Annotated in this window: 13 protein-coding genes and 1 tRNA gene; 8 read left to right on the forward strand and 6 right to left on the reverse strand. The window is 65.0% G+C overall.

The genetic code is table 11. From position 1 onward, the window contains the following. Window positions 1-96: 96 nt before the first annotated feature. The gene (locus GGQ64_RS05395; protein WP_183800211.1) at window positions 97-951 is read left to right on the forward strand and encodes a DsbA family protein; all 855 of its coding nucleotides are present in this window, start codon (window positions 97-99) and stop codon (window positions 949-951) included. A 186-nt stretch (window positions 952-1137) separates the two neighbouring features. After that, on the forward strand, window positions 1138-4602 hold the full coding sequence (locus GGQ64_RS05400; protein ID WP_183800214.1) for a chromosome segregation SMC family protein: 3465 nt from the start codon (window positions 1138-1140) through the stop codon (window positions 4600-4602). 28 nt (window positions 4603-4630) lie between these two features. On the opposite strand, the gene GGQ64_RS05405 is transcribed toward GGQ64_RS05400, so the two are convergent. Next, window positions 4631-4939 (reverse strand): type II toxin-antitoxin system RelE/ParE family toxin, encoded by a 309-nt coding sequence (locus tag GGQ64_RS05405; RefSeq protein WP_183800217.1) that lies wholly within the window; start codon window positions 4937-4939, stop codon window positions 4631-4633. After that, a complete protein-coding gene (locus GGQ64_RS05410) occupies window positions 4939-5196 on the reverse strand; it encodes a type II toxin-antitoxin system ParD family antitoxin (RefSeq protein ID WP_183800220.1) in 258 nt (85 codons plus the stop codon). The genes GGQ64_RS05405 and GGQ64_RS05410 overlap by 1 nt, the downstream gene beginning before the upstream one ends. 175 nt (window positions 5197-5371) lie before the next feature. Between GGQ64_RS05410 and GGQ64_RS05415 the strand changes: the two genes are divergently transcribed. After that, window positions 5372-5518: a hypothetical protein gene (locus GGQ64_RS05415; RefSeq protein ID WP_183800223.1), complete on the forward strand. Its 147-nt coding sequence runs from the start codon at window positions 5372-5374 to the stop codon at window positions 5516-5518. A gap of 192 nt (window positions 5519-5710) precedes the next feature. Further along, window positions 5711-8383 carry a pyruvate, phosphate dikinase gene (gene ppdK / locus GGQ64_RS05420; protein WP_183800225.1) on the forward strand — a complete coding sequence of 891 codons (2673 nt, stop codon included), beginning with the start codon at window positions 5711-5713 and terminating at the stop codon, window positions 8381-8383. A gap of 27 nt (window positions 8384-8410) precedes the next feature. Here ppdK and GGQ64_RS05425 read toward each other — a convergent pair whose 3' ends face one another. Beyond that, on the reverse strand, window positions 8411-8671 hold the full coding sequence (locus GGQ64_RS05425; protein WP_246422357.1) for a hypothetical protein: 261 nt from the start codon (window positions 8669-8671) through the stop codon (window positions 8411-8413). Window positions 8672-8756: 85 nt separating this feature from the next. After that, the gene (locus GGQ64_RS05430; protein ID WP_246422358.1) at window positions 8757-9179 is read right to left on the reverse strand and encodes a hypothetical protein; all 423 of its coding nucleotides are present in this window, start codon (window positions 9177-9179) and stop codon (window positions 8757-8759) included. A gap of 366 nt (window positions 9180-9545) precedes the next feature. Between GGQ64_RS05430 and GGQ64_RS05435 the strand changes: the two genes are divergently transcribed. Continuing rightward, complete coding sequence (locus GGQ64_RS05435) at window positions 9546-10448, forward strand: DUF1499 domain-containing protein (protein ID WP_183800887.1); 903 nt, start codon at window positions 9546-9548, stop codon at window positions 10446-10448. 24 nt (window positions 10449-10472) lie between these two features. Here the strand turns inward: GGQ64_RS05435 and GGQ64_RS05440 are convergent, their stop codons facing one another. Together GGQ64_RS05440 and GGQ64_RS05445 are read right to left on the reverse strand one after the other, a co-directional pair. Beyond that, complete coding sequence (locus GGQ64_RS05440; protein WP_183800231.1) at window positions 10473-11411, reverse strand: MBL fold metallo-hydrolase; 939 nt, start codon at window positions 11409-11411, stop codon at window positions 10473-10475. 291 nt (window positions 11412-11702) lie between these two features. Further along, window positions 11703-11999 carry a cupin domain-containing protein gene (locus GGQ64_RS05445; RefSeq protein ID WP_183800234.1) on the reverse strand — a complete coding sequence of 99 codons (297 nt, stop codon included), beginning with the start codon at window positions 11997-11999 and terminating at the stop codon, window positions 11703-11705. A gap of 239 nt (window positions 12000-12238) precedes the next feature. On the opposite strand from GGQ64_RS05445, the gene GGQ64_RS05450 reads away from it, so the two are divergent. The 3 genes from GGQ64_RS05450 (at window position 12239) to GGQ64_RS05460 (ending at window position 15882) form a co-directional block, all read left to right on the forward strand. Then, window positions 12239-12313 (forward strand) — tRNA-Gln (locus GGQ64_RS05450). Between the two features lie 166 nt (window positions 12314-12479). Next, window positions 12480-14537 carry a site-specific integrase gene (locus GGQ64_RS05455; RefSeq protein ID WP_183800237.1) on the forward strand — a complete coding sequence of 686 codons (2058 nt, stop codon included), beginning with the start codon at window positions 12480-12482 and terminating at the stop codon, window positions 14535-14537. A 244-nt stretch (window positions 14538-14781) separates the two neighbouring features. Continuing rightward, window positions 14782-15882, forward strand: a complete 1101-nt coding sequence (locus GGQ64_RS05460; protein WP_183800241.1) for a hypothetical protein — start codon at window positions 14782-14784, stop codon at window positions 15880-15882. Window positions 15883-16318 lie beyond the last annotated feature (436 nt).

The raw sequence follows: 16318 nt of genomic DNA on the forward strand, positions 1-16318 counted from the left end.
TTTGAAGGTCATGGTGTTGGCGCAGCTTGTCCGGTTTGAAAAGCCGGTATATCCCGGCGAACGAAGCATTTTTACTTGTCCCCTACAGGAGAGACCATGTCCCTTTCCGCAATGAGCCCGTTCAAGCGCCTTCTGGGAGGCGTCGCCGTTGCTGCGCTTGCCGTCACGCTCGCCGCATGCAGCGATGAGAAGAAGGAGACCGCCGCGGCTCCTGAGAACCAGGCGACCACCGAGAGCGCTGCGACGCAGCCCGCTCCGGCCGCCGGCGCCGATGTCGCTTCGACCCCCGCCGCCGCTCCGGCTGCGACCACCGAGACCGCCCAGACCGAGTCAGCCCAGACCGCGCCGTCGGCCGGGACGACCCAGTCCACCCCGGCAAGCGCGGAAGTTCCGCCCTCCGAGGGCGACGTCGACATGGCCAAGGTGCTGGAGCCCGGCCCGCTGCCGGAAATGGCAATCGGTGAAGCCAATGCGCCGGTGACGATCGTCGAATACATGTCGATGACCTGCCCGCACTGCGCCAAGTTCCACAACGAGACCTTCGACGCGATCAAGGCCAAGTATGTCGACAGCGGCCAGGTGCGCTTCATCCTGCGCGAGTTCCCCTTCGACCCGCGCGCGGCAGCCGCCTTCATGCTCGCCCGCTGCGCCCCGCCGGAGCAGTATTTCCCGATGGTCTCCATGCTGTTCAAGCAGCAGGAACAGTGGGCTGCGGCGGAAAACGGCCGCGAAGCGCTGCTGCAAATGTCGAAGCTGGCCGGTTTTACACAGCAGAGCTTCGAAGCCTGCTTGACGAACCAGAAACTTCTCGATGATGTGAACGCGGTCCGCGAGCGCGGCGCCAAGGAATTCGGCATCGCGGCCACGCCGACCTTCATCGTCAACGGCCAGCGCTACTCCGGAGAAATGTCGGTTGCCGTCATGTCGGCCCTCATCGACAGCAAGCTTTGATCCCGGCCGCGACGCGGGCGGCGGGGGATTTCGTGCGTCCATAGTGCCGCAAGTCACTTCTCCCCCACGGGGAGAAGTGCCGGAGCGAAGCGAGGCGATGAGGGGGGCTTCACGGTCCGCGGCTTCCCCCTCATCCGGCCCTTCGGGCCATCTTCTCCCCGTCGGGGAGAAGAGGGGCCGAAACCGATGAAATTCACCAAGCTCCGCCTGCAGGGCTTCAAGAGCTTCGTCGAGCCGACCGAATTCGTCATCGAGCGAGGATTGACCGGCGTCGTCGGGCCGAACGGCTGCGGCAAGTCGAACCTTGTCGAGGCGCTGCGCTGGGTGATGGGGGAGAACTCCTACAAGAACATGCGCGCGTCGGGCATGGACGACGTGATCTTCTCCGGCTCCGGCAATCGCCCGGCGCGCAACACCGCCGAGGTCGGCCTTTACCTCGAAAACTTCGACCGCACCGCGCCCGCCGCTTTCAACGATGCCGACGAGATCCAGGTCTCCCGCCGCATTGAGCGCGAGCAGGGCTCGGTCTACCGCATCAACGGCAAGGAGGCGCGCGCCAAGGACGTGCAGCTTCTCTTCGCCGACGCCTCCACCGGCGCGCGCTCGCCCTCCATGGTCGGGCAGGGGCGCATCGGCGAGTTGATCCAGGCCAAGCCCCAGGCCCGCCGGCAGTTGCTGGAAGAGGCCGCCGGCATTTCCGGCCTGCATTCACGCCGCCACGAGGCCGAGCTGCGCCTGCGCGCCGCCGAGACCAATCTGGAGCGTCTCGACGACGTCACCTCGCAGCTCGAAAGCCAGATCGACAGCCTCAAGCGCCAGTCGCGCCAGGCGAACCGCTTCAAGATGCTGTCGGCCGACATCCGCCGCCATGAGGCGATGCTTCTGCACATCCGCTGGGCGCAGGCCAAGGAGGCCGAAGGCGAGGCCGAAAGCCAGCTGAACCAGGCGACCTCGCTCGTGGCCGAGCGGGCGCAGGCGCAGATGGAGGCGGCCAAGGCGCAGGCGGTCGCAAGCCTGAAGCTGCCGGAACTGCGCGAGAACGAGGCGAAGCTCGCAGCCGCGCTCCAACGCCTGCAGATCGCTCGCGCGCAGCTGGAGGAGGACGCCGGTCGCCTGCTGCGCCGCCGCGACGAACTGGCCCGCAGGCTGGCGCAGCTTTCCGAGGACATCGCCCGCGAGGAGGCGATGGTCGCCGACAACGCACAGGCGCTGGAGCGGCTTGCCGAGGAAGAGCAGGAGATCGGCGACATCCTCGGCGAGGCCGACGACCGCGCCGCTGCCGCCCGGGAAGCGATGGACGAGGCGGCGGGGCGCCTGTCCGGAAGCGAGCAGGTGCTGGGCGAGGTCACCGCCGAGCGCGCCGAGGCACAGGCCGTCCGCAACCAGCTGGAAAAGACCATCCGCGACCTCGCGGACCGTCAGGCGCGGCTCGCCCAGCAGTTTTCGAGCCTCGAAGCCGAGATTTCCGCCATCGACGAGCGCATTGCTGCCCTGCCGGATCCCGAACGCAAGCGCGAGGACGTGCAGTCGGCCGAGGCGGCGCTGGAAGAGGCCGGCGAGCGGCTGGCCGAGGCCGAGGAGGCGCTGGAGGAGGCGCGCGCGGCCGAGGTGGAGACCCGCGGCCCGGTCGAGACCGCCCGCGGCCAGGTCAATGCGATCGAGACCGAGATGCGCACGATCCGCCGGATGCTGGAAGCGGGGGCCGCCGGCGGTTCGTTCTCGCCAGTCGTCGAGGACGTGCAGGTCGACAAGGGCTTCGAGACGGCACTCGGCGCCGCCCTCGGCGACGATCTGGATTCGCCCGCCGATACCGCCGCCGCAGCCCACTGGCGCCTTGTCGGCGACGGCGCGGCCGATGCGCCGCTGCCCGACGGAACAGTGCCGCTTCTCGCTCATGTCCGCGCGCCGGACGTGCTGACCCGCCGCCTGCGCCAGATCGGCGTCGTGGCGGACGAGGCGACGGCGCTCTCTCTGCTTGCGAGCCTCAAGCCCGGCCAGCGGCTGGTCACCCGCGAGGGGGCCGTGTTCCGCTGGGACGGGCACGTCGCCGGTGCCGATGCGCCAAGTGCTGCCGCCCTGCGGCTGGCGCAGAAGAACCGCCTGCGCGAACTGGAAGGCGAACTGGGCGAGGCGCGCGCAGCCCTTGCGACCGCCGAGGTGCGGCTCGCCAATGCCGGTGCCGCGATCCACGTTGCCGCCCAGGTCCAGCAGGACGGCCGCGAGGCGCAGCGGCTTGCAGTTCGCATGCTTGCCGAGGCGCGCGACGCCCTCGACGCCGCCGAGCGGGCGTCAGGCGAACTGATCCGCCGCCGCGCCGTGCTCGGCGAGACGAGGGCGCAGCTCGAAGCCCAGTTGGAGGAGGCAGGCGATCAGCTTGAGGAAGCGCGCGCAGCCCTCGAGGATGCGCCCGACATCGCCGCGCTCGATCTTCGTCTCTCCCAGCAGGCAGCGGCCGTCGCCTCCGATCGCGCCGCCCTTGCCGAGGCGCGCGCCTTCCACGACGGGCTTGCCCGCGAGATGGCCGAGCGGCAGCGCCGGCTGGCGGCGATCGCAAACGAACGCGAGACCTGGCGCAGCCGCGCCGCCAATGCCGAGCGCCATATCGCCTCGCTGCGCGAGCGCGAGGACGAGGCGCAGGACGAGGCGGAGCGCATCGCCGAGGCGCCGGAAGAGATCGAGGACCGGCGCCGCGCGCTGATGAGCGAGCTTGCCCGCGCCGAGGAGGCCCGCCGGCATGCCGCCGACCGGCTGCAGGAAGCCGAGAACGGCCAGCGCGAGGCCGACCGCCTGGCGGTGACGGCGCTTTCGCAGCTGGCCGAATGCCGCGAGCAGCGGGGCCGCACGGAGGAGCGCCTGGTGTCCGCGCGCGAGCGCCGTCTCGACGGTGAAGCTCGCATCCGCGCGGCGCTGCATTGTGCGCCGCACGAGGCACTGAAGCTCGCCGAGCATCCCGCCGACCGGCCGCTGCCCGATCCGCGCGACACCGAGCTGGAGCTCGACCGCCTGAAGGTCGAGCGCGAGCGGCTGGGGGCGGTGAACCTGCGCGCGGAAGAGGAGCAGAAGGAGCTGTCGGAGAAGCTGCAGGCGATCGTCACCGAGCGCGAGGACATCGTCGAGGCGATCCGCAAGCTGCGTTCGGCGATTCAGAGCCTGAACCGCGAGGGCCGCGAGCGTCTGCTGGCCGCCTTCGACGTGGTCAACGCCCAGTTCCAGCGGCTCTTCACCCATCTTTTCGGCGGGGGGACTGCGGAGCTGCAGCTGATCGAGAGCGAGGACCCGCTCGACGCCGGGCTCGAAATCTTGGCCCGGCCGCCGGGCAAGAAGCCGCAGACGATGACGCTGCTCTCCGGCGGCGAGCAGGCGCTGACGGCGATGGCGCTGATCTTCGCCGTCTTCCTCACCAATCCGGCGCCGATCTGCGTGCTGGACGAAGTGGACGCGCCGCTCGACGACCACAATGTCGAGCGCTACTGCAACCTGATGGACGAGATGGCGGCCTCGACGGAGACCCGCTTCGTCATCATCACCCACAACCCCATCACCATGGCCCGCATGAACCGCCTGTTCGGCGTCACCATGGCCGAACAGGGCGTCTCCCAGCTCGTCTCCGTGGACCTGCAGACGGCCGAGCAACTGCGGGAGGCGGTGTGAGGAGAGGCGCGCGGTAGCTTGCGCGTTGTCAGGACTCTTCCCCGTGGCCGCCAAGCAGCGTGTCAATGTCGCGAGATCCGTGCAGGACGCGCTCGATGCGCACGTCGTCACTCGAAGTGACGCTGTAGAAGATCACGTATCGATGAAACGGGATCGACCGAAGTCCTTCCCAGAGCTCCGGCCGCCGGGCGCCGCCGCGCGGTGCATCGGAAATCTTCGCCAGACGGAGCCTCAGTTCTGAAATGAAACGAAGAGCTGCCCGTGGGTTCCTGGCATGGATGTAGTCGCCGATCTCCTCGATGTCCCACGCGGCTTCCGCGGACAGGACGACTGGCATCAACCGCGCCCCTGGCCGCGATATTTTTCCTGCAGGCGGTCGAGGACGTCTTCTGCCGATATGCCCGGCCCGCTTTCGATGCCCTTGCGAATTTCCTCGCGCAGCGCGATCAGCTTCGCCTCTCGCTGCTCCTCGCGCTCTTCCAGCAGACGCAAGCTGTCGCGAACGACCTCACTCGCGCTCGTATAACGACCGCTTTCGACAAGTGCGCGCACCATGGACTCGTAGTGTGAGCCGATGTTGTAGCTCGACGGCATGACCACCAATCTCCGTTTATCCAAAATTATCAAAAACCGATACAATCGGCAATTGGATCTTCGGCGAGCTGCCAGAACTTCCGTCCGGCCTTTTTTGACACCTGAGCGGAACCAAAATCCGCCTGTCGCATTCTCTTCGCGCCAGCCGTTCTGGCCGAACTCGAAGGGGATATGAATGAACCGCAACGCTCTCTACATGATCATCGGCGCGCTTGTCGTCGTCGTCGCCGGCTTTTCCTACTATGCCTACCAGGAGGAAAAGAAGCCGGAAGGGGTCGAGATCCAGATCGGCAAGGACGGCGTGTCGGTCCAGGAGAACTGACGGGAACGCGGGTGCCGCGGCCGGCCCTGGCCTGTGGCCGCGCGGTGGCCGGCCGTCTGCCCGATCCGCCCCCGGCTTCGACCTTCGTCGGGTAATGGTGCAGCGCAGCATTTTCTGCCTTCCGCTCCGTTCCCAATCCGTGCCATATGCTGTAAATCTGTCACAATAGACTGTTTCGGGTGGAGAACAGCAATGCAGAAGTGGGTCTATACCTTCGGCGGGGGAAGCGCCGAGGGGAGTGCTGCCGGTCGCGATCTCCTGGGAGGGAAGGGCGCCAATCTTGCCGAGATGTGCAATCTCGGCCTGCCGGTTCCGCCCGGCCTCACCATCGTCACCGATGCCTGCGCCCACTATTACGCAAACAGCCGGACCATTCCCGACAGCCTGAAGAACGAGGTTCGCGCCGGCCTGCGCCGGATGGAGGAGGTCACCGGGCGCACCTTCGGCCACAACGAGCGGCCGCTGCTTCTCTCCGTCCGTTCCGGCGCCCGCGCCTCCATGCCGGGCATGATGGACACCGTCCTCAATCTCGGCCTCACCGACGAGACCGTCCAGGCGCTTGGCCACGACGCCGGCGACGCCCGTTTCGCCTGGGACAGCTACCGCCGCTTCATCCAGATGTATGGCGATGTCGTCATGGGGCTTGACCACGAGGTGTTCGAGGAGATCCTGGAAGACGAGAAGGCCCGCTTCGGCCACGAGCAGGATACAGAACTTTCCGCCATGGAATGGCAGCATGTCATCGCCCGCTACAAGGAAGCGATCGCCGAAGAACTGGGCGAAAGCTTTCCGCAGGACCCCGAGGTCCAGCTGTGGGGCGCGATCGGCGCGGTCTTCTCGAGTTGGATGAACGCGCGCGCCGTCACCTACCGCACCCTGCACAATATCCCCGCCGAATGGGGCACGGCTGTCAACGTGCAGGCCATGGTGTTCGGCAACCTCGGCAATTCGTCCGCCACCGGCGTCGCCTTCACCCGCAATCCGTCGACCGGCGACAACGCGCTCTATGGCGAGTTCCTGGTCAACGCGCAGGGGGAAGACGTCGTCGCCGGCATCCGCACGCCGCAGAACATCACCGAAGGCGCCCGCATCGCGTCGGGCTCCGACCGACCCTCGCTGGAAAAGCTGATGCCCGAGGCCTTCGCCGAGTTCACCGATATCTGCACCAGGCTCGAGCGCCACTACCGCGACATGCAGGACCTCGAGTTCACGATCGAGCGCGGCAAGCTGTGGATGCTGCAGACGCGCTCCGGCAAGCGCACGGCCAAGGCCGCCCTGAAGATGGCCGTCGATATGGCGGAGGAGGGGCTGATCAGCAAGGAGCAGGCCGTCGCCCGCATCGATCCCGCATCGCTCGACCAGCTCCTGCATCCGACGATCGATCCGCGCGCGCGCCGCGAGGTGATCGGCGCCGGCCTTCCGGCCTCGCCCGGGGCCGCCACCGGCGAGATCGTCTTCACCTCCGAAGAGGCCGTCCACGCGCAGGAGGAGGGCCGCAAGGTGATCCTGGTGCGGGTCGAGACGAGCCCGGAGGACATCCACGGCATGCATGCCGCTGAAGGCATCCTGACCACCCGCGGCGGCATGACGAGCCACGCCGCCGTCGTCGCCCGCGGCATGGGCATCCCTTGCGTCTCCGGCGCGGGAACCCTGCGCGTAGACCTGCGCAACGAACTCCTGATCGCGCAGGGGGCGACCCTGAAGAAGGGCGACGTCATCACCATCGACGGAGGCTCCGGCCAGGTGCTGAAAGGGGCGATCCCCATGCTGCAGCCGGAGCTTTCCGGCGATTTCGGCCGCATCATGGAATGGGCCGATGCGACCCGCCGGATGAAGGTGCGCACCAATGCCGAAACGCCCGCCGATGCCCGCGCCGCGCGCTCGTTCGGCGCCGAGGGGATCGGGCTCTGCCGCACCGAGCACATGTTCTTCGAGGACGGGCGCATCAACGTGATGCGCGAGATGATCCTGGCCGGCGACGAGACGGGCCGGCGCACGGCACTGGCCAAGCTCCTGCCGATGCAGCGCTCGGATTTCGTCGAGCTGTTCGAGATCATGCATGGGCTTCCCGTGACGATCCGCCTGCTCGATCCGCCGCTGCACGAGTTCCTGCCCAAGACCGACGAGGAGATCGCCGAGGTCGCAGCCAGCCTCGCCTTCGACCCGGCCGAACTGCGCCAGCGGGTCGATGCGCTGCACGAGTTCAATCCCATGCTCGGCCATCGCGGCTGTCGCCTTGCCATCTCCTATCCCGAGATCGCCGAGATGCAGGCCCGCGCCATCTTCGAGGCCGCCTGCCAGGCGGCAAGGGATACGGGTGCCGCCGTCGTGCCTGAGATCATGGTACCGCTCGTCGGCCTCAAGAGCGAGCTAGACTACGTCAAGGCCCGCATCGATGCGGTGGCGAAGGAGGTGATCGCCGAAGCCGGCGTCGAGATCGAGTATCTGGTCGGCACCATGATCGAGCTGCCGCGCGCGGCCCTTCGCGCCCACGTGATCGCCGAATCGGCCGAGTTCTTCTCCTTCGGCACCAACGACCTGACGCAGACGACCTTCGGCATCTCTCGCGACGACGCCTCGCAGTTCCTCACCACCTACCTGCAGAAGGGCATCGTCGAGCGCGATCCCTTCGTCCAGCTCGATTTCGACGGGGTGGGGGAGCTGATCCAGATTGCCGCCGAGCGCGGCCGCCGCACCCGGGGCGACCTCAAGCTCGGCATCTGCGGCGAGCACGGCGGCGACCCCGCCTCGATCCACTTCTGCGAGGAAGCCGGGCTCGACTATGTCTCCTGCTCGCCCTTCCGCGTGCCGATCGCCCGCCTGGCGGCCGCCCAGGCGGCCTTTATCGGACGCAACAAGGCCTGATGACGATCACGGGCTAAGAAGCTGACCCTACCAGCCGGGCCCGTACCAGCGACGATAGGGCCCGGGGCCTGACCAGCCGGCATCGCCATAGAGGAAGGCGCGGCGGTCGGCGTCGCGATTGAGGTCGATGCGCTGGAGACAGGTGGCAAAGGCACTGGTGCCGCGCCTGAAGCCGTAGTCGAGGCATTGCCGCTCGTCGGCCGCGCGCCGCTGCTCGGGGGTTATCGTCTGGCAGCCCGCAAGCAATCCGGCAGCCGCAGCCATCGAAACAAGGATGGGCGCACGCATTCGGACCTCCATGGCGGCGGATGACCGCCCTCGTCATGAAGGAGATATAGGGGCCGCGAAGGCGGCTGCAAGGTTGTGCCGTGTGCTACTGCAACGATCGCCGCATGCGTTCCAGCACACCCACGAAGGAATAGGCGAAGTTCTTCAGGTCGCTGGTTTGCTCGCCCGGATCCTCGACCCGGATCGCGCTGCCGTCGAGAAGGGCGAAGACGATCTTCTGTCCTTTGCCGTTCGCCTCGGGAATGCGAAGGGCGGCGATGCGCTGGCAGTCTTCCGCAAGTCCGGAAGCCGGCAGGTCGAACAAAAACTCGCCACCGAGCGTGCCCGCTGCGCGATGGACCGCTTCGGAGAAGCCGCCCTCTTCCACTGCGAAACCATCGAGCGAGAGCTCCAGTTCCACCAGTTCGAGGGCCGGGATCGGCTCGCCGGCCGGCGCATTGGCCGGATCGTCAGATGGTGGCGGCAGTGCCAGGGGCTGCGCCTGAACGGTCGTCGGTGTCTGCAACATCGGTAAACCTCTCCCTATTGCTTGCCCGTTTGATCTGTCCCCAGGAAAAAATCGTTAAGGAGCGTGTCATTTTTGCGGCACACAAGCACAAACGGGACCTGTGCGTCATGTTCCACTTATGGGTGCAGCGGCCGCATTGACGAAACGAGACCATCCCTGCCATCAATATCCGCGGCAATACTGCGCCGGACGCCGGTTCGACCCGGCCGGCCGTAAGCAGAACGTCGATGGAGCCGAAAGGTTCCTTGCAGATATTCGGGATTTGAGGATGCGTGCGGTGCGCGTATCCTCAGCAGGAAATCATGAGCGCGAAACCGGCCCCGCGGGACCGGCGCGAGACTGGCAGCGAGGATCGGCCCGATGGCAATGGCCATTCGATATGAGCGACCCTATTCCCATTCCGCCCATTGGGCGCGGCGCCTTGCCTGGGTCGGGCTGGTCGTCTTCCTCGCCGCCGCCCTTTCCCATCGCTTCGGACCGCTGACGACGCCGCATTTCCTGGTGCTGGCGGGAAGCGGCGCTGCCCTTTCGGCCTTAGCGGTGGTCCTTTCCGGCATCGGCTTCATCCGCCTCTGGCGGGTCGGCGCGCGCGGTGGCAGGGCGGCCTTCGTGGCCCTTCTTCTCGCAGCCCTGCCGCTCGGCGTCGCCGGCTATGCGGCCTATGCCTATTTCACCCGACCGATGATCTATGACGTGACGACGGATCCGTTCGCCTCGCCGCCATGGCTGAAGGTGCCCGTCGCCCATCAGGATTTTCTGGCGCGTCCGCCGGTGACGCTGCAGGACCGAGAGATCCAGGCGACGGCCTATCCCGAACTGACCGGGCGGCGCTACGAGGGCGCGCTCGATCGTGTGCTCGAGGGCGTGCGCAAGGTGGCAGACGAACAGGGCATCGTCTTTACCGGGGAGGCGGGGCTGGAGAACGTCATCTCCGATCTCGAGGACCTCGCCGTCAAGCCGGACGGGGACACGGGCGGCGAGAGCGCGATCACCGTCGTCCCGGTCCCCTCCGCCCGGCCGCTGGAGGAGGGGTTCCTGCCGCGGATCGGCGGGCCGAGCGACGTGCTGCTGCAGGGCGAATGGCGTTCGCTGGTCTTCGGCTTCCGCTTCGACGTCTCCATCCGCCTGCGCGAGGAGGAGGAGACGGCACTGGTCGACATGCGCGTCGCCTCGCGCTACGGCCCGCATGACCTCGGCCTCGGCGCTGCTTTCGCCGAGCGCTACCTGAAGGCGCTGGACGCCCAACTCCTGGGGATCGCGGGCAACTGACGCTGCCGGTCACGGACGCGCCGCTCAGGCCGGCAGGTAGATCCCCATCAGCATCGGCGGGCCGTCGGTGACGACCTCGCCGCGCTCGACCAGATCCTCCAGATGCGCCAGCACCGACAGCGCGGCCGCGCCATGCAGGCGCGGGTCGGTATCCTTGTAGATCACCCTGACCATGTCGGCGATCTGTCGGTCGCCCCTGCGGATGCGCTCCTTTACCGCATATTCGCGCATCTTGCGATGGATCCGCAGTCCCCGCAGGAACGAGGCCGGATCGGTCACCGGCCCGCCATGGCCGGGCAGATAGAGCCGGTCGTCGCGCTGCATCAGCGTCTCCAGCGACGCCATGTAGTCGGCCATGGATCCGTCCGGCGGCGCCACGATCGTCGTCGCCCAGGCCATCACGTGGTCGGCCGAAAACAGGATGCCGGTACCGCCCAGCGAAAAGGCCGCATGGTTGGCGGTGTGTCCGGGGGTCAGGAGCGCCGTCAGCGACCAGCCGTCGCCCTCGACGCGTTCGCCGTGGGCAAGTGCAATGTCCGGCACGAACTCCATGTCGGAGCTCTCGGCAAAGGGATTGGTCTCGCCCGCGTGCAGCGGCCGTGCCGAGCGGTGCGGCCCTTCGGCGACGATCACGGCCCCCGTCTCCGCCTTCAGTCGCCGGGAGAGCGGCGAATGGTCGCGATGGGTGTGGCTGACGGCGATATGCGTCACCTCACGCCCCTTCAGCGCCGCCATCAGTGCCGCGAAATGCGCCTCGTCCTCCGGCCCGGGGTCGATTACCGCCACAGACCGGTCGCCGACGATATAGCTGTTGGTGCCGTGGAAGGTGAAGGGGCCGGGATTGTTGACGGTGATGCGCTGGACCTGCGCCGCCACCGGCACCGCCTCGCCATGCGCGGGCCGGAAGGCCAGGTCGAAGGCGGGGGCTGTTTCCTTGTCTGTATCCTTGTCTACGTCTGTCACGTCTGTCTCATCCTCGCTGGCCGGTGCGCCGGGCCGTCCGCAGGCCCGTTCCGGCCCGGTTTCTCAACCCGCACCACGGGTCCGTTTTTCGGCCGGTTCCTGCTCGATCCGTCGGCCCGCGCCATTGGCCTGTTTCGCCGGTCCGAGTCGCTGGCCGTTTAATCTCTGGCCCGTTTACCGGCCCGCATCACTGGGCCACCTCGCTGGCCCGTCTCGCTGGCCCGTCTCGCTGGCCCGTCTCGCCGGCCAACCGCACTGGCCAGAACTGCACTGGCCAACTGCATTGCCACGTCACTTGTATTCGATCTCGATGAAGCTCATCGGCCGGTCGCCACCGTTGACGACATTATGCGCCACGCCCGCCTCGCGCCGGTAGACCGCGCCCGCCGCCTGCCGCACCCGCCGCTCGCCGCCGTCCTCCTCGATCAGGAAGTCGCAATCCGTCATCGGCACGACCACATAGCCGAGCCCGTGCACGTGATGGCCGGTATCCGCGCCCGGCTCGAAGTCCCAGCGCGTCACGCGAACCATCTCGTCATCGAGAAGAAGCGTGGAGGTGGCCGGCGGACGGGCGCGGAACGGGCTCATGCAGATCTCCGTAAGGGCGCCGGCGCCATGGCCGGCCAAGGGCAGGAAAACGGACTGGCCGCATGCGCCCGACACTAGCCGATAAGCCTCGGGCATTGAATTGAAATTCGAAGCCCGCCGCCTTGCATCGTTCGCCCGGCAGGCGGCAAAGAAACTTGCGCCCGACAGACATTATGGATTGTCCGCCGCTTTTGCCTTTGCTATCAGGCTCCAGCCTGCAGGGCCTTCGGCCCGCATGCTGGGGCGTCGCCAAGCGGTAAGGCACCGGTTTTTGGTACCGGCATTCCCAGGTTCGAATCCTGGCGCCCCAGCCAAGCTTCCCTTTTCCAGCCAGAATCTTGGTTTTCCAGCACTTCCGAATTAGCTGGGAATCAAATTCGGGGCGCTGTCGTACAGGACTGTCTTACACGACTGTCGTACATAGCTGTCTTACACGAAGGCGAACCAAGTCCTGCTCCCCCTCTTAGCAAAGGGTTTAGCATGGCAACGATTCAACACGTCTACAAGCGCGGTTCCGTCTACTGGTGGCGGCGGCGTTTACCACTTGGAACAGGTGTTCATGCTTGGGTGAGGCTCGAAATCAGCCTGCACACCAAGGAACTGGAACGGGCGCGGGTCGTCGCTCCGGAGGTGACGCTTGCCAGCCATCGTCTCCTGCCCAGCCTGAGACACAAGATGATATCGCCGGAAGACGCAAAGAAAATCCTCATCCAAGCCGCCAAGCAGCACAGCTTCCATCTGGATGCGATGATGGCGGCTGGTTCGCGGGCAGGCGTCGACGCAGCAAGTAAACGGTCAACGGAGATTGGGACCGGGTGGGCGTTTCGTCTGTTCGCCGCGCAGGGGATCAATGCAGGGGGTGGTCCAGACGAAGAGCGCGAAATGCGCGCCGCCGGCCTTGATGACGAGATGATCCAGGGCGTTCGTGAGACAATGGCGTTCCTCGGCACCAATGGCTTTGGCCAAATTAGTCGCCGTCAACTGGAGGCCATCCTCAAGGACCACAACATCGCACCGGCGGAGGCGCACATCCTCCAAGCCGAGCAGCTTTGCTTGCGCGGCATGTCGGCAGCGTTGCTCAATACTGAACGGCGCTGGTCCGGCGTTCGACCTGACGATATCGTCCTCTTGAACGCGGCGCTTAGCAGCGATACGGCAGCGACGGCTGCATCGCATACTACGCCGCCTCAGGCCATTTCGCAGCAAACGTCGCCAGTGCCATTTGCGAACCGAACAGCACCGTCGTTTTCACAACCGGGAACGGCTCTTGAGAAAGTGTCTGCGCCGGTTCGTGCGATCGCGGTTGCGGTTCCTCCGGTGGAAACGGAGGACGAATTCGATCTCGACGACGAGGATGAAGCGGAACTGGAACTGCAGGATTCGGACAAGGGACTTGTCGAAATCGTCCAACTGGCAGCAGAGGAACGGGTCGCGACCAAAGAATGGCGACACAACATGGTCAAGCAGCACGTGAGTATTGCCAAGTTGTTTGTCCGATTCGTGGGACACGACCAGCCGGCACGCTTGAGGCAGCGCAACATTTCGGAATTCCGAAGCATGTTGTTCAAGCTTCCGAAAAATCACGGAAAGTCGCCGAACGACCATATCATGCCCCTGAGCGGGCTTCTGGCTCGTGCCACGACGTTGCCGCCCGAGGAGGTTGGCTTGTCGCCCGCGACGATAAATCGCTACATGACACAGATGGGCAACATCGTCGACATCTGCAAACACGCGGGATTTCCATTCGGGAATTTCGAGGGTGTTTCTGGCCTGAGAACCAAAAGGAAGGGAGACGTCAGAGGCGAAAGGGGACGATTTTCCACCGAGGAACTGCAGACGATCTTTTCGCTACCAGTGTGGGAAGGTTCGACCAGCTTCGATGAGCGCTTCGCCGGCGGGCAAGAAATCTTCCATGACGCCGCCTATTGGGTTCCGTTGCTGGCGATCTATATCGGAGCCCGCCGTGAAGAGATGTGTGGCTTGCTCCTCGATGAGGTCGAGACCCATTTTGAGCTTCCGTGCATCCGCATTGAGGAAAACTCCGTCCGCAAGCTGAAAAACGCTCAATCGAAGCGGCGCGTGCCTATCCACCCGGAATTGCTCCGCCTCGGCTTCCTTGAATACGTTGACGCGCTTCGCAACCTCGGTCACGTCCTGTTATTCCCCGAACTGAAGGCTGCATCCCCGACGACGCCAATGGGTGACGTATTTGATGGCAGTTGGCAAAAAATACGATCGACAGCGCTGCCCAAGGCCAAGGATGATGGGAAGGTCCTGCATTCGCTGCGCCATTGGTGCAACAATGAAATGAAGCAGGCCGGCATTCGCGAGGAGTACCGAAAGGATATCCTGGGGCACACCAACGAGGGTGTGAATGAGGGACGTTACACCGACCCCGCGCGACTGCGTGTCATGGCCGATGCGCTGTCAACATTGCCTATGCCGACCGCGCATCTGAAGGCTCATCCGATCCGACCGATCGAGTCAGTCCTTACGCATTCTTCCCGACCGGCACGAACCAAGAAATCTGCGGCGTGAGTGAGTCTGAATCAATCATAAATTGAATTAGAAAGTACGTCATTAAAATGCAAACTAAAAAATCTTGCCGCGTTGAATTCATTTGAGAATCCAGCGCGGCAAACGGCGGGAATCTCTTATGTATAGAGAAAAACCGTTAAATTACATAGTGTTGACAATCGCGGTTGTAACGCATTTTCGAAATCCATGTCACCATTATCTTACGGTCATTGATGAAGACCGGATTAAAACGGAGACAAGACGAATGGCGAAATACACTCATAAGAAGAGGCAGGCGATCGCCGAGACCAGGCCGGGGCAGACCCTCAGCCGGGCACAGCAGGGCGAGTTGAAGTGGCTACGGGACGCGTTCCAGTCGCTCGGACGTCGGACGACAGCGCAGGCTTACGAGGTCGGCGGCTACCTCGTGCGCGCAAAATCCATTCTCCCGGAGAGGGCGCTGGGCACGTGGATCAAGGCGGTGTGCAAGTTCACGCCGAAGACCGGTCGCAACTACATCGCGGTCCATACCAACCTGATGGAGTACAAAGAGCGCCTTGAGGCCGCGGCGGTCGCTCCGACAGTCCTGTTCGTGCTGGCCTACGCCGAACAGCCGGACGTCGAACGGGTTATCTCGGCAATCGAGGCTGGCGAACAACTCACCGTCGCCCAGGTGAAAACCATGGTCGGCGCGGTGCCTACGAAGAAGGCGACGAATGAAGCGGCCCTCGACGTCGGCGGAATGGCCGGTCTGCGCAAGATAGCCGAGCTTAAAGTCGAGGAGGACTCGGTGAAGTTCCTCCAGCTGACAACCGGCATCCTGAAACGCGTCGAGAAGGCCATCGAACCGCTGGCGCAGAACCGTGCGGTGTTCAAGGGTCCGTTGCAGGAATTGATCATGGACGACTGCAAGCACGCGCACGATCTGATCAACAGCATCGCGGCCCCCTTGCAGCCGGCGATGGTTGCGAGCGTCAACTGGCGGCCGGCCAGGCTGACGGAAGGCACGACCTGGCGCAAGGTGCAGGAGCTTCTGTCCGCCATGGGTGGAGCCAACGGCTGGCCGGGCAGGGAAGATTTCGCCCCCTGGCTTCAGGCCGAGGTCATTCCCCTGCTTCGCTTCGTCGTCCACGGTGAAGCCTTGCAAGGCGACGGTGGCGGGGACGATAGTGTGGATGCCGCCGCTCCGCTCGACAATGAGGCTGATGATGGGCTGTTCGCATTCGAAGACATGCCCTCCAAGGTACAGGAAACCGTTGCGAATGCTCTGGAGATCGTGTCACCCGAGCGCCGGGACGAGATCAGGAGCCAGATCGTTTTCGATCCCAAGCCCATGAAACGCCAATACAAGAAGCTGGCAGCTTGAAGATGACGTCCAGGAGCCCCGCCGCCGTGCGGGGCTATTTTTTTGTCTGCTGGTTGCCGCGTATGCCGTTAACCATACCGGGGCTCTCTGTTCCGGATGCGTTCTGACCGGCTTGCCGGACACGATTCTCCGGGCTATGTCGACGGGGTCAGCAGAAACTGAATATATGCAGACACTTAGCGGCCCCCGCCGGTGCTCGAACACCGAACGAGGGCCTGACCCGCAACCTTGTGTTCTAAGGAATGGGCTATGTCGACCCTTACCTGCTTCGCTTCCGAACGGGAAGCTTCTCCGTCTGCTGATCCTGTTGATGAGCGCATGTCGCCGCGGCGCCGGTTGGCATCGTGTGCGATCGCCCACGCCTCTGGGCTGGCGCTCGCCTGATCTCATTCAACTGATCGTCCCTGACTTCGGACACGGCTTCGTTTGAAGCCAG

Source organism: Mycoplana azooxidifex (assembly GCF_014196765.1).
Classification (GTDB): Bacteria; Pseudomonadota; Alphaproteobacteria; order Rhizobiales; family Rhizobiaceae; genus Mycoplana; species Mycoplana azooxidifex.

Bases quoted from the DNA above. Each gene is read 5' to 3' on its own strand.
- GGQ64_RS05395 (WP_183800211.1), top strand. From the start codon at position 97: ATGTCCCTTTCCGCAATGAGCCCGTTCAAGCGCCTTCTGGGAGGCGTC.
- GGQ64_RS05400 (WP_183800214.1), top strand. From the start codon at position 1,138: ATGAAATTCACCAAGCTCCGCCTGCAGGGCTTCAAGAGCTTCGTCGAG.
- GGQ64_RS05405 (WP_183800217.1), bottom strand. From the start codon at position 4,939: ATGCCAGTCGTCCTGTCCGCGGAAGCCGCGTGGGACATCGAGGAGATC.
- GGQ64_RS05410 (WP_183800220.1), bottom strand. From the start codon at position 5,196: ATGCCGTCGAGCTACAACATCGGCTCACACTACGAGTCCATGGTGCGC.
- GGQ64_RS05415 (WP_183800223.1), top strand. From the start codon at position 5,372: ATGAACCGCAACGCTCTCTACATGATCATCGGCGCGCTTGTCGTCGTC.
- ppdK (WP_183800225.1), top strand. From the start codon at position 5,711: ATGCAGAAGTGGGTCTATACCTTCGGCGGGGGAAGCGCCGAGGGGAGT.
- GGQ64_RS05425 (WP_246422357.1), bottom strand. From the start codon at position 8,671: ATGCGTGCGCCCATCCTTGTTTCGATGGCTGCGGCTGCCGGATTGCTT.
- GGQ64_RS05430 (WP_246422358.1), bottom strand. From the start codon at position 9,179: ATGTTGCAGACACCGACGACCGTTCAGGCGCAGCCCCTGGCACTGCCG.
- GGQ64_RS05435 (WP_183800887.1), top strand. From the start codon at position 9,546: ATGGCCATTCGATATGAGCGACCCTATTCCCATTCCGCCCATTGGGCG.
- GGQ64_RS05445 (WP_183800234.1), bottom strand. From the start codon at position 11,999: ATGAGCCCGTTCCGCGCCCGTCCGCCGGCCACCTCCACGCTTCTTCTC.
- GGQ64_RS05455 (WP_183800237.1), top strand. From the start codon at position 12,480: ATGGCAACGATTCAACACGTCTACAAGCGCGGTTCCGTCTACTGGTGG.
- GGQ64_RS05460 (WP_183800241.1), top strand. From the start codon at position 14,782: ATGGCGAAATACACTCATAAGAAGAGGCAGGCGATCGCCGAGACCAGG.